Here is a 12,644-nt window from a genome sequence, read left to right as displayed (position 1 = left end):
GTCATCGACCGTGCCCACGACCGTACATCTACGGTGTAAGTAGATGTAAATATGACTGATTGCGAATCTAGCCATAGAAACCAGTAAAAGGGAAGAAAACCCGCTAAATGGGGCATACCTTCATGTGAAGTTTCGGTTGACGATTGGATGATCCGCGTCGCTCTCCTCCGTGTGCGGCCCCTCACGTAGAGTGCCGAACTCGATTCCCCGACCCGTAACTCTTTCGAGTGACCATCGTTGAGAGGGCGGAGGCGGTTGACGAAAAATGCGATCGGGCAGGTGTCCGAGAGTGTCAACCGCACAGGTGACGACTTGTAACAGCCTGGAGGCTCAAGGTGACGCGCATCAGCTTCGGAGGACGGTCATGACATCCGTCCTCGTCTGCGACGACTCCCCGCTTGCCCGAGAAGCGCTTCGTCGCGCGGTCGCGACCGTGCCCGGCGTGGAGCGGGTGACGACGGCGGCCAACGGCGAGGAAGTCCTCCGCCGCTGGGGCGCCGATCGTTCGGATCTGATTCTGATGGACGTACGCATGCCCGGTCTCGGGGGTGTGGAGACGGTCCGGCGGCTGCTCTCCGCCGACCCCGGCGCCAGGATCATCATGCTGACCGTCGCCGAGGACCTGGACGGTGTCGCGCTCGCGGTCGCCGCCGGTGCCCGCGGCTATCTGCACAAGGACGCCTCCCGCGCGGAGCTGCGCGCCACCGTCACCCAGGCGCTGGCCGATCCGACGTGGCGGCTCGCCCCGCGTCGGCTGCGGTCGGCCGAGATGGGTGCTGCGCCGACGCTCACCGCACGTGAGATCCAGGTGCTCGAAGGAATGAGCCACGGCCGTTCGAACGCCGAGATCGGCCGTGAGCTGTTCCTCTCAGAGGACACGGTGAAGACGCACGCCAGGCGTCTGTTCAAGAAACTCGGCGCCTCGGACCGGGCACACGCCGTGGCGCTCGGCTTCCGCTGGGGCCTGGTCCGCTGAGGTCCGGCCGTGGCCGGCAGTCGATGGACTCCCCGTCCGCGCAGCGGCGGACGGGGCGACGTGGCCGACGTGCGCGGGACGGGTTCCGCCCCATCGGCGGAGCCCGTCGCGCCGACGCTATGTGACGCTTCCCGGCCGATGCCGCATCCTTGAGATGTGGAGTTCCTCGGGAACGATTCGGTCGAGCGGAAGGGGAGGGCGCAGGACATGACTTCCGGCGCACCCGCTCATAACGCTTCGGTGCACAACTACGGACGCGGCGGCACGGATGGTGCGGCTCCGGGGCACCATGGTCCGATGCGCGACGACGAGACGACGGCGATCGGTGCCCTGGTGCACCGTGCCGTCGAGGGCGACGCGCAGGCCACCCATGATCTGCTGGCCCATGTCCACCCCCTCGCGCTGCGTTACTGCAGGTCGCGGCTGAACCGGCTGCCCGGTGATGCTCGCCACTTCGTGGAGGACCTGGCGCAGGAGGTCTGTGTCGCGGTGCTGATGGCGCTGCCGCGCTACAAGGACACCGGCAGGCCCTTCGAGGCCTTCGTGTTCGCCATCGCGGGCCACAAGGTCGCCGATCTCCAGCGGGCCGCCATGCGGCACCCGGGATCGACGGCCGTGCCGTCCGACGAGATGCCCGAGCGGCCGGACGATTCGCTCGGGCCCGAGGAGCGTGCCCTGCTCAGCAGCGATGCCGCCTGGGCGAAGAAGCTCCTGGCCAACCTCCCGGAGAACCAGCGCGAACTGCTCGTCCTGCGGGTCGCCGTGGGGCTCACCGCCGAGGAGACCGGACAGATGCTGGGCATGTCGCCGGGCGCGGTCCGGGTCGCCCAGCACCGGGCCCTGAGCAGGCTGCGAGCGCTCGCGGAACAGTGAACGGGCGCGGTCCGGCCCGTACGCGAGGTTCCGTACGAAGCTACAGAACCTCTAGGTGATCTTGATCGTGGAATGAGACACCCCCGGAGGCCGTTAGCATGGACATCCGCACCGATCAAGGCCATTTGGGGAAGGTGTCATGACTGCAAACGTCGACGGAGTGCCCGAGAAATTCGCGACGCTCGGGCTGACATACGACGACGTGCTGCTGCTGCCCGGCGCATCCGAAGTGCTGCCCAACGCAGTCGACACCTCGTCCCGCATCTCCCGCAACGTACGCGTGAACATTCCGCTGCTCTCCGCGGCGATGGACAAGGTCACCGAGTCCCGCATGGCCATTGCCATGGCGCGGCAGGGCGGTGTCGGTGTGCTGCACCGCAACCTGTCCATCGAGGACCAGGTCAACCAGGTCGACCTCGTGAAGCGCTCCGAGTCCGGCATGGTGACCGACCCGATCACCGTGCACCCGGACGCGACGCTGGCCGAGGCCGACGCGCTGTGTGCCAAGTTCCGCATCAGCGGTGTCCCGGTGACCGACCCGGCGGGCAAGCTGCTCGGCATCGTCACCAACCGCGACATGGCGTTCGAGTCCGACCGCACCCGCCAGGTGCGCGAGGTCATGACGCCGATGCCGCTCGTGACCGGCAAGGTCGGCATCTCCGGCGTCGACGCCATGGAGCTGCTGCGCCGCCACAAGATCGAGAAGCTTCCGCTGGTCGACGACGCGGGCGTGCTCAAGGGCCTCATCACGGTCAAGGACTTCGTGAAGGCCGAGCAGTACCCGCACGCGGCCAAGGACGCCGAGGGCCGGCTCCTCGTCGGCGCGGCCGTCGGCGCCAGCCCCGAGGCCCTGGAGCGCGCGCAGGCACTGGCCGGGGCGGGCGTGGACTTCCTCATCGTCGACACCTCGCACGGACACAACAGCAACGCGCTGAACTGGATGGCGAAGATCAAGTCCAGTGTCGGCGTCGACGTCATCGGCGGCAACGTCGCGACGCGTGACGGCGCGCAGGCCCTGATCGACGCCGGTGTCGACGGCGTCAAGGTCGGTGTGGGCCCCGGCTCCATCTGCACCACGCGTGTGGTCGCCGGCATCGGTGTCCCGCAGGTCACCGCGATCTACGAGGCCGCCCTCGCCGCCCGTGCGGCCGGCGTCCCGGTCATCGGGGACGGCGGTCTGCAGTACTCCGGCGACATCGGCAAGGCGCTCGCCGCCGGTGCCGACACGGTCATGCTGGGTAGCCTCCTCGCGGGCTGCGAGGAGTCGCCCGGCGAGCTCCTCTTCATCAACGGCAAGCAGTTCAAGTCGTACCGCGGCATGGGCTCCCTCGGGGCGATGCAGTCCCGCGGGCAGGGCCGTTCGTACTCCAAGGACCGCTACTTCCAGGCCGACGTGGCCTCGGACGACAAGCTGGTGCCCGAGGGCATCGAGGGCCAGGTTGCCTACCGCGGCCCGCTGGCCAACGTGCTGCACCAGCTCGTCGGCGGCCTTCGCCAGACCATGGGCTACGTGGGCGCCGCCACCATCGACGAGATGGAGACCAAGGGCCGCTTCGTCCGCATCACGTCCGCGGGGCTCAAGGAGAGCCACCCGCACGACATCCAGATGACGGTCGAGGCACCGAACTACAGCAGGAAGTAACGCATTCACGCAGCTGAGGGGCGGACCGGGGTTCCCGGAACCGCCCCTCAGCCGTGTGTCGGGGATACTGGACAGCGCAGACGTAGAGGGAAAGGCCACATCATCGTGACTGAGATCGAGATCGGGCGCGGCAAGCGCGGCCGCCGGGCGTACGCATTCGACGACATCGCCGTCGTTCCGAGCCGTCGTACCCGTGACCCGAAGGAGGTCTCGATCGCCTGGCAGATCGACGCCTACCGTTTCGAGCTGCCGTTCCTGGCCGCTCCCATGGACTCGGTGGTCTCCCCGCAGACCGCGATCCGCATCGGTGAGCTCGGCGGCCTGGGCGTCCTCAACCTCGAGGGCCTGTGGACCCGGCACGCCGACCCGCAACCGCTGCTCGACGAGATCGCCGAGATGCCCGTCGAGTCGGCCACCCGCCGCCTCCAGGAGATCTACTCCGCGCCGATCCAGGAGGAGCTGATCGGGCAGCGCATCAAGGAGGTGCGCGACTCCGGTGTCGTCACCGCCGCCGCGCTCTCCCCGCAGCGCACCGCGCAGTTCTCCAAGGCCGTCGTCGACGCGGGCGTGGACATCTTCGTCATCCGCGGTACGACGGTCTCGGCCGAGCACGTCTCGGGTGCCGCCGAACCGCTCAACCTCAAGCAGTTCATCTACGAGCTGGACGTCCCGGTGATCGTCGGCGGCTGCGCCACGTACACCGCCGCCCTGCACCTGATGCGTACCGGTGCGGCCGGTGTCCTCGTCGGCTTCGGCGGCGGCGCCGCGCACACCACGCGCAACGTCTTCGGCATCCAGGTCCCGATGGCGACCGCGGTCGCCGATGTGGCCGGCGCCCGCCGTGACTACATGGACGAGTCCGGCGGCCGGTACGTGCACGTGATCGCGGACGGCGGCGTCGGCTGGTCCGGCGACCTGCCGAAGGCCATCGCCTGCGGTGCGGACGCCGTGATGATGGGCTCCCCGCTGGCCCGTGCGACGGACGCGCCGGGCCGCGGCCGGCACTGGGGCATGGAGGCCGTCCACGAGGACGTGCCGCGCGGCAAGCTGGTGGACCTGGGCTCGGTCGGCACCACCGAGGAGGTCCTGACCGGTCCTTCGCACACCCCCGACGGCTCGATGAACATCTTCGGCGCGCTGCGCCGGGCGATGGCGACGACGGGGTACAGCGACCTCAAGGAGTTCCAGCGCGTCGAGGTCACGGTGGCGGACTCGCAGCACCGCCGCTGACGCTGTGTCGTAGCGGGCTGTGTCGTTTCAGGACGTGATGGGGGCCCCACCGGATCGGTGGGGCCCCCATCACGTGCGTGCCTTGGGAGGTGGTTCCCCGCTCGCCAGTGTTGTGACGGAGCTCAGATCTCGCTCAATTCGGGTGGGAGAGTCGTGTGCGGAGCCGCGAGCTGGACTAGCGTCGGGGGTGCTGCTCTGACCGGCAGCCACGACGAGGGGGAAGCTTTGCGATTCACAAAATCGACTGTCGCCCGAGGTATGGGCGCTGCAACTACCGTTCTTGCTGTGTTCGTTGCGACGATGGGCACGGCTGGTGAAGCCCAGGCCGTCAGCAAGCGGGCTTGCCTGAGCATGAAGGGGCACTTCGTCTACTGCAAGCTCAAGAACGTCAAGTACGAGGGTGTGGTCCAGGGGAAGAAGACCATCGCCATCGTTCAGGGGCGGGGGCCCATGACGCTCACGCTGACTTCCATCGAGACGGTGAGCAACACCAAGAGCTCGACGGTCACGGTAACTGCGGGGGCCGTCTCGGGTGCTGTCGGGTTCGACGTCACGAAGTCCCGCACGAAGAGCATGTCGGGAAGCTGGAACGTTCCGAAGGGCAAGTTCGGGACGCTGAAGGCGTACCCGCTCTACAAGTCGTACTCCTTCAAGATCTACAGCAAGCTCGACGGCAGCTACGTGGGTAAGGGCACGGCACGCAAGGCGATTGGGTATCGCTACAAGCACTCGGTGTAGTAATTGCGCCTTCGACGGAAGGTGCAGACAGAGGTGGGCCCCGCCGAATCGGCGGGGCCCACCTCTGTCTGCACCAAGTCCGGGACTACAGTGCGGCCTTCTTCGAGCTGCTGAACGCCGCGATCGCGCCGATCGCCATGAATACGTAGGTCAGGACGTCAGCGTTCGACTTCCACGCCTCGTTGACGATGTCGAAGCGGTCCGTGAGTATCGTGAAGAACGAGACATTCGCGTAGTCCGCGAACGACATCGCGTAGCCGGAGATCTGACCCGCGTACACCGCGACCAGGGAGATCACGGCGCAGATGAAGGGCAGCGCCTGGTTGCGGCCGCCGATCTTGCCCGCGGCGAAGCCGACGACGGCGCCGACGGCCACGGCCGCGTAGCCGATCTCGTGCTCGGTGGCCTTCATGATCGCGCCGTAGATTCCGGCGAGTACGAGGGCGACGACCACGGCGGCGAGCACGGCCAGGCCGACGTTGCCGCTGCGGCCGGCCGGCGGGGGCGGGAAGCCCATGGGCTGGGGGGCGCCCTGCTGCTGGGGGTAGGGGGCGTAGGGCTGGCCCTGCGGGGGCTGCTGCTGGGCGTACGGGTTGCTGTCCTGTGGCGGTGGCGGCTGAGTCATACGGTTCCCCCGAAGGCGCGAAAGCTGGCACGGATGTACGCAGCGGGGCCGCACTGTAGCAGTCAGAGACGGTGTGCCGCGCCTGCCGGAGTGACGCCCCGGGTGTCCAGGAGGAGCTGGGCCTTCACGGCGAGGCCCTGGAGGTCGTACGTCCGGTGGTGCTGGAGCAGCACCGTCAGGTCGGCGCTGGAGGCCGCCTCGTACAGCGAGTCGGCGCGCGGGACCGGGAGCTCGCGTACCCGCCAGTCCAGGACGTGCGGGTCGTGGTAGCCGATCTGGGCACCCATGTCCATCAGGCGGGTCGCGATCTCCCGGGCTGGGGAGCCCTCCTGGTCGGCGAGGTCGGGCTTGTAGGTGACCCCGAGCAGCAGTACCCGGGCGCCGCGGACGGACTTGCCGTGCTCGTTCAGCAGGGTGGCGCAGCGCTGGATCACGTACTGCGGCATCCGGCCGTTGATCTCCTGGGCGAGCGAGACCATCCGCAGGGGGTGGCCGGGGGTGCGGCTGTTGTACGGGAGGTAGCCCGGGTCGACGGGTGCGCCGTGGCCGCCGACGCCGGGGCCGGGGCGGAACGGCTGGAAGCCGAAGGGCTTGGTCTCGGCGCAGCGGATGACGTCCCACAGGTCGACGCCGAGGTCGTGGCAGAGCACCGCCATCTCGTTGACCAGGGCGATGTTGACGTGCCGGAAGTTGGTCTCCAGGACCTTGGTCATCTCGGCCTCGCGCGGTCCGCGCGCCCGTACGACCTTGTCGGTGAGCCGGCCGTAGAAGGCGGCGGCGGATTCGGTGCAGGCGGGGGTGAGGCCGCCGATGACCTTGGGGGTGTTGGCGTGGACGTGGGTCCGGTTGCCGGGGTCGAGGCGGCTGGGGGAGCAGGCCAGGTGGAAGTCGCGGCCGGCGCGCAGCCCCGAGCCCTCTTCGAGCAGCGGCAGCAGGTAGTTCTCGGTGGTGCCGGGCGGTACGGCGGATTCCAGCAGCACGGTGGTGTGCGGGCGCAGCCGGGCGGCGAGTGCGCGGGCCGCTTCGCCGACGGCGGTGAGGTCGATGGTGCGGTCGGCGCCGAGGGGGGCGGGCGCGCAGATCACCGCGGTACGGACCCGGCCCAGTTCGGCCGGGTTGGTGGTGGGCCGGAAGCCCCCCGAGAGCATCCGGCGGATCTCCGAGGCGGTGAGCGATCCCTCGACGGGGGTGCGGCCGGCGGAGAGTTCCGTGCAGGCGCGTGGGTCGGTGTCGTAGCCGACGGTCTGCACGCCCGCGGCCACGGCGGCTTGGGCGAGGGGCAGGCCGAGGTGGCCGAGTCCGATGACTGCGAGGTCTGCGGGCATGTGGATGGGCCGTCCTTCCCGGTCGGACTATGACCATGAGGGCAGAAAGCGCAACCGCTGTGGACAGCGCAATGTCACACTAGGCTTATATATGACCTATATGTCGCATTGCGCGCCTCCCGCGGTGCTGGTGTTGTCCACAGGCGGTGGCCGAAGTCGTGGACGCCGGACAGAATCGAGGGGTGGGCGCGGGCCGCCCCGGCCGCCGGGCCGGGTCGCGTCCCCGTGCCGGACCACCCCGATCTACCCGGGAGGCAGCAGTGAGGACAGCGACACTGGGACCTGCGGAGCGCGCCGAGGCGCTGGCCGCGATGGCCGAGCGCGAACTGGACGTGCTGGTCGTGGGAGCGGGCGTGGTCGGCGCCGGCACGGCGCTGGACGCGGCGACGAGAGGACTCTCGACCGGGCTGGTCGAAGCCCGCGACTGGGCGTCGGGCACATCGAGCAGGTCGAGCAAGCTGATCCACGGCGGGCTGCGGTATCTGGAGATGCTCGACTTCGCGCTCGTCCGCGAGGCGCTGAAGGAGCGCGGGCTGCTCCTGGAGCGGCTGGCCCCGCACCTGGTGAAGCCGGTGCCGTTCCTCTACCCGTTGCAGCACAAGGGCTGGGAGCGGCTCTACGCCGGCTCCGGCGTGGCGCTCTACGACGCGATGTCGGTGTCGTCGGGCCATGGCCGAGGCCTGCCCGTGCACCGCCATCTCTCCCGCCGCCATGCCCTGCGCGTCGCCCCGGCGCTGAGAAAGGACGCCCTGGTCGGGGCGTTGCAGTACTACGACGCACAGATGGACGACGCCCGCTATGTGGCGACCCTGGTGCGCACCGCCGCCGGTTACGGCGCGCATGTGGCCAACCGTGCGCGGGTGATCGGCTTCCTCCGGGAGGGGGAGCGGGTCGTCGGCGTCCGGGTGGAGGACGTCGAGGCGGGCGGGGAGTACGAGGTCAGGGCCAAGCAGGTGGTCAACGCCACCGGGGTCTGGACGGACGACACCCAGGCGCTGATCGGGGAGCGCGGGCAGTTCCACGTCCGGGCGTCCAAGGGCATTCACCTGGTCGTCCCCAAGGACCGCATCCACTCCTCGACCGGCCTGATCCTGCGGACCGAGAAGTCCGTCCTCTTCGTCATCCCGTGGGGGCGGCACTGGATCATCGGGACCACGGACACCGACTGGGACCTGGACAAGGCGCACCCGGCGGCGTCCAGCGCCGACATCGACTACCTGCTCGAACACGTCAATTCGGTCCTCGCCACGCCCCTGAGCCGGGATGACGTCCAGGGCGTCTACGCCGGGCTGCGGCCGCTGCTCGCCGGTGAGTCCGACGCGACCAGCAAGCTCTCGCGCGAGCACACGGTGGCGCATCCGCTGCCGGGCCTCGTGGTGGTGGCGGGCGGCAAGTACACGACGTACCGGGTGATGGCCAAGGACGCCGTGGACGAAGCGGTGCACGGCCTGGACCAGCGGGTGGCGGCCTGTGTCACCGAGGAGATCCCGCTGCTGGGGGCGGAGGGATACCCGGCGATGTGGAACGCCAGGGCGAGGATCGCGGCCAGATCCGGGCTCCATGTCGCCCGGGTGGAGCACCTGCTCAATCGGTACGGCTCGGCGACCGAGCAGATCCTCGAGCTGATCCTCGCCGATCCGGTGCTGGGGGAGCCGCTGCCCTCGGCCGACGACTATCTGAAGGCCGAGATCCTCTACGCCGCCTCGCACGAGGGGGCCCGCCATCTCGACGACGTACTGACCCGCCGGACCCGGATCTCCATCGAGACCTTCGACCGGGGCACGCGCAGTGCCCGGCTCTGCGCCGAGCTGATGGCGCCGGTGCTGGGCTGGGACGAGGACCAGATCGACCGGGAGGTCGAGCACTACGAGAAGCGGGTGCAGGCGGAGCGGGAGTCGCAGCGCCAGCCGGACGACCTCACGGCGGACGCGGCGCGGCTCGGGGCACCGGACATCGTGCCGATCTGAGGGCTGTTCCCGCACACCCGCCAGGGATTACGGAACAGTCCTCAGGAGCTCCGCGGGCTCTGCGGCCGGTCACAGAACTCCGCTTCGAGCAGTGCGGGTTCGAGGGTCTCCGCATGGGCCGGTGTGTCCGTGTCGACGCGGTACGTCAGGGTGTGCCGTCCGTCGCGCGTTGCGGCGGTACGGACGTAACTGCCCGCTATGCGGCCGTTGTGCCCCCAGACGGTGGTGCCGCAGGAGAGCTTCTCCGGATAGATGCCCAGTCCGTAGACGCCGTGTGCGGCCCGGGTGTTCAGCAGGACCGCCTGCTGGGCGGGCGCGAGGAGACGGCCGCCCAGCAGGGCCGCGTAGAAGCGGTTCAGATCGTCGAGCGTGGAGATCAGCTCGCCGGCCGCGCCCGCCGTGCGGGGGTCCAGCGCGGTGACGTCGCGCAGGCTGCCGTCGGCCGGATCGCGGGTGTAGGCGCGGCCGTGCGGGGAGGGCAGGGCGGTGCGGGCACCCGGGAGGGAGGTGCCGGTGAGGTGGAGGGGGGTGATGAGGCGGTTGCGGATCTCGGTGGCGTAGCCGTGTCCGGTGACCCGTTGGACGACGAGTCCGAGTACGGCGTAATTGGTGTTGGAGTAGGCGTAGCGGCCGGGGGAGTTCGTCGGACGGTGGGCCAGGGCGACACGGACCGCCGCGACGGCCGAGAGGGGGCGGGCGGATGGATCGGCGGTGTAGTCGTAGAGGCCGCTGGTGTGGCTGAGCAGGGCGCGCAGGGTGATGCGGCGGCCGTCGTTGCCGTTGCCGCGCACCAGTCCCGGCAGCAGTCGTTCGACCGTGTCCGTCAGGTGCAGCCGCCGTTCCCGGGCGAGTTGGAGCACGACCGTGGCGACGAACGTCTTGGTGATGCTGCCCGCCCGGAACCGGTCCGCCCGCCGGATTCCGGGACCTGTCGAGCGGTAGGTGTCGTACGGTGCGGTGGAGGAACGACGGGCCAGCAGCGCCGCCGTGGGCGCACGGCCTTCGGCGACGAGCCGGGGGAGGTAGGTGGCCGCGGGGGTGAGGTGTGGTTCGCTGGGCAGGGGCACTGTTGCCAGGCCGAGCAGCGCCAGCAGCAACGGGGCGGCGAACAGCGCCCTGAGTATTGGCATGGCGGGGATTCCCTTCCTCGGGGCACATCATGGCGGGCCCGTGGACCCGGCACCATGACCGGTGCCGGGGTGAGGGACAATGAACGCTCTGCCAGGGCGGGTTGATCGCAGAGGGGACGCATGTCGGAGGCGGAGCAGGCACGGGAGCCCCAACGGGACAAGGACGGACGTCTCCTTGCGGGGCGGTACCGGCTCGGGGAGGTGCTCGGCCGGGGCGGCATGGGCACGGTCTGGCGTGCCGTCGACGAGACGCTGGGCCGCACGGTCGCGGTCAAGGAACTGCGGTTCCCCTCGGCCATCGACGAGGACGAGAAGCGCCGGCTCATCACGCGCACGCTGCGCGAGGCGAAGGCGATCGCCAGGATCCGCAACAACGGCGCGGTGACGGTCTACGACGTGGTCGACGAGGACGACCGGCCGTGGATCGTGATGGAGCTCATCGAGGGCAAGTCCCTCGCCGAAGCCGTGCGCGAGGACGGTGTGCTGACGCCGAAGCGCGCCGCCGAGGTCGGCCTCGCCATCCTCGACGTGCTGCGCGCGGCGCACAGCGAGGGCATCCTGCACCGCGACGTGAAGCCGTCCAACGTGCTGATCGCCGAGGACGGCCGGGTCGTGCTGACCGACTTCGGTATCGCCCAGGTCGAGGGCGACCCGTCGGTCACCTCCACGGGCATGCTCGTCGGCGCCCCCTCGTACATCTCGCCCGAGCGCGCCCGCGGTCACAAGCCGGGGCCGCCCGCCGACCTCTGGTCGCTCGGCGGACTGCTGTACGCCAGCACCGAGGGCTCCCCGCCGTACGACAAGGGATCGGCCATCGCCACCCTGACCGCGGTGATGACCGAGCCGCTCGACCCGCCGAAGAACGCCGGTCCGCTGGAGGAGGTCATATACGGCCTGCTCGCCAAGGATCCCGAGCAGCGGCTCGACGAGGCGGGCGCCCGTGCCCTGCTCAACGATGTGATCCACGCCCCCGAGAAGCCGGACCCGGTGGTGGTGCCGCCCGCCGACGCCACCCAGGTCATGGCGCTGCCCGGGAAGACCGACGAACCCCGTGGCAAGACGAAGCCGGCCCCCGCGGAACAGGGCGAGGGCGCGCGGGACCGGCTGCGGGGCGCCCTGCGCTCCGTACGGAACGCGAAGACGGCACCGGCCGCCGCGGCCGCGGCGGCGACCACCACGCCGCCTCCGCCCTCGGCTCCCCCGTCGGTCTCCCCCTCGGCGGCCGGAGTGGGCACCCCCGCCAAACCGGCCAAGCCTGCGGCCACCGCCGCCGTACCGTCGCCGCGCCCGGCCACGTCCCCTGCCACCCCGCCCCGGGCGTCCATCACGGACGTGGTGCCGCGCCGCACCCTGGCGATCATCGCCGCCGTGATCGTGCTCGCCGTGCTCGGCACGGTCCTCGCGCTCACGCTCGGCGGGGACGACAAGAACGACGCGGGCGGCTCCAAGGGCAAGGGCGACAAGTCCACCTCGGCCGGGCCCTCGACGGCTACCGGCGGCTCCACGGACACCGACAGCGGCAGTGGCAGCGGCAAGGACCAGGACCAGAACGGCAATCAGGGCCAGGGACAGGGCGAAGGCAAGGACAAGGACAAGACGGACAAGGAGTCCGGCGGCTCGAAGGGCGACAAGCCACAGGACGCGCTGCCCGCCGGATTCCGGATGATCACGAACAAGCAATTCCACTTCAAGATGGCCATGCCGGAGGACTTCCGCTTCGACAAGCCGGCGGGCGACAACTCCGGCGGCATCTACAACGTCAGCGGCGGCTTCCCCCGTATCCAGGTCGACTACACCGATTCGCCCGGCGGGGACGCGGCCGCCGCCTGGAACGCGGCGAAGGCCGCCGTCGCCGCCAGCAGCAACGGCTACCACCATCTCGGTATCAACAAGGTCCAGTACAACGGCTACCCGACCGTCGCCGACTGGCAGTTCGAGCGCACCCAGTACGGCCAGCGGGTCCACGTGATCAACCGGGGCTTCAAAGTCGACGGCAAGCACGGCTACGCGATCATGATCAGCTGCAAGGCCGACGAGTGGGACAGCAAGGAGTGCCGGACGCTGCGCAAGACCGCGTTCGACACGTTCAAGCCCATCGACTGAACGTTCAGACCCACCGGCTGATCCGTGGGTGGAGG

General features: G+C 69.7%; 10 protein-coding genes. 7 read left to right on the top strand and 3 right to left on the bottom strand.

What is annotated here, in order from left to right:
* Positions 1–364 precede the first annotated feature (364 nt).
* The 5 genes from OHA19_RS16200 (at position 365) to OHA19_RS16180 (ending at position 5,459) form a co-directional block, all read left to right on the top strand.
* Complete coding sequence (locus tag OHA19_RS16200; RefSeq protein WP_003948568.1) at positions 365–976, top strand: response regulator transcription factor; 612 nt, start codon at positions 365–367, stop codon at positions 974–976.
* 297 nt (positions 977–1,273) lie between these two features.
* Complete coding sequence (locus tag OHA19_RS16195; protein ID WP_351255630.1) at positions 1,274–1,849, top strand: sigma-70 family RNA polymerase sigma factor; 576 nt, start codon at positions 1,274–1,276, stop codon at positions 1,847–1,849.
* 139 nt (positions 1,850–1,988) lie between these two features.
* The gene (guaB, locus tag OHA19_RS16190) at positions 1,989–3,491 is read left to right on the top strand and encodes an IMP dehydrogenase (protein WP_405715897.1); all 1,503 of its coding nucleotides are present in this window, start codon (positions 1,989–1,991) and stop codon (positions 3,489–3,491) included.
* Positions 3,492–3,596: 105 nt separating this feature from the next.
* A complete protein-coding gene (locus tag OHA19_RS16185; protein WP_072486665.1) occupies positions 3,597–4,721 on the top strand; it encodes a GuaB3 family IMP dehydrogenase-related protein in 1,125 nt (374 codons plus the stop codon).
* A 300-nt stretch (positions 4,722–5,021) separates the two neighbouring features.
* Positions 5,022–5,459: a hypothetical protein gene (locus tag OHA19_RS16180; protein WP_405750619.1), complete on the top strand. Its 438-nt coding sequence runs from the start codon at positions 5,022–5,024 to the stop codon at positions 5,457–5,459.
* An 85-nt stretch (positions 5,460–5,544) separates the two neighbouring features.
* Here the strand turns inward: OHA19_RS16180 and OHA19_RS16175 are convergent, their stop codons facing one another.
* Both OHA19_RS16175 and OHA19_RS16170 read right to left on the bottom strand, forming a co-directional pair.
* On the bottom strand, positions 5,545–6,084 hold the full coding sequence (locus OHA19_RS16175; protein ID WP_405715901.1) for a hypothetical protein: 540 nt from the start codon (positions 6,082–6,084) through the stop codon (positions 5,545–5,547).
* A gap of 62 nt (positions 6,085–6,146) precedes the next feature.
* A complete protein-coding gene (locus OHA19_RS16170) occupies positions 6,147–7,409 on the bottom strand; it encodes a nucleotide sugar dehydrogenase (protein ID WP_405715903.1) in 1,263 nt (420 codons plus the stop codon).
* 260 nt (positions 7,410–7,669) lie between these two features.
* Between OHA19_RS16170 and OHA19_RS16165 the strand changes: the two genes are divergently transcribed.
* Positions 7,670–9,376: a glycerol-3-phosphate dehydrogenase/oxidase gene (locus tag OHA19_RS16165; RefSeq protein ID WP_405715904.1), complete on the top strand. Its 1,707-nt coding sequence runs from the start codon at positions 7,670–7,672 to the stop codon at positions 9,374–9,376.
* 41 nt (positions 9,377–9,417) lie between these two features.
* Here the strand turns inward: OHA19_RS16165 and OHA19_RS16160 are convergent, their stop codons facing one another.
* Positions 9,418–10,506, bottom strand: a complete 1,089-nt coding sequence (locus OHA19_RS16160) for a serine hydrolase domain-containing protein (RefSeq protein ID WP_405715906.1) — start codon at positions 10,504–10,506, stop codon at positions 9,418–9,420.
* A 120-nt stretch (positions 10,507–10,626) separates the two neighbouring features.
* Between OHA19_RS16160 and OHA19_RS16155 the strand changes: the two genes are divergently transcribed.
* Positions 10,627–12,609, top strand: a complete 1,983-nt coding sequence (locus OHA19_RS16155) for a serine/threonine-protein kinase (protein WP_405750617.1) — start codon at positions 10,627–10,629, stop codon at positions 12,607–12,609.
* Positions 12,610–12,644 lie beyond the last annotated feature (35 nt).

The organism is Streptomyces sp. NBC_00012 (assembly GCF_045040875.1).
Classification (GTDB): domain Bacteria; phylum Actinomycetota; class Actinomycetes; order Streptomycetales; family Streptomycetaceae; genus Streptomyces.
The sequence above is the reverse complement of the archived record's forward strand: the minus strand, read 5'-3'. Positions and strand labels throughout refer to the sequence as shown.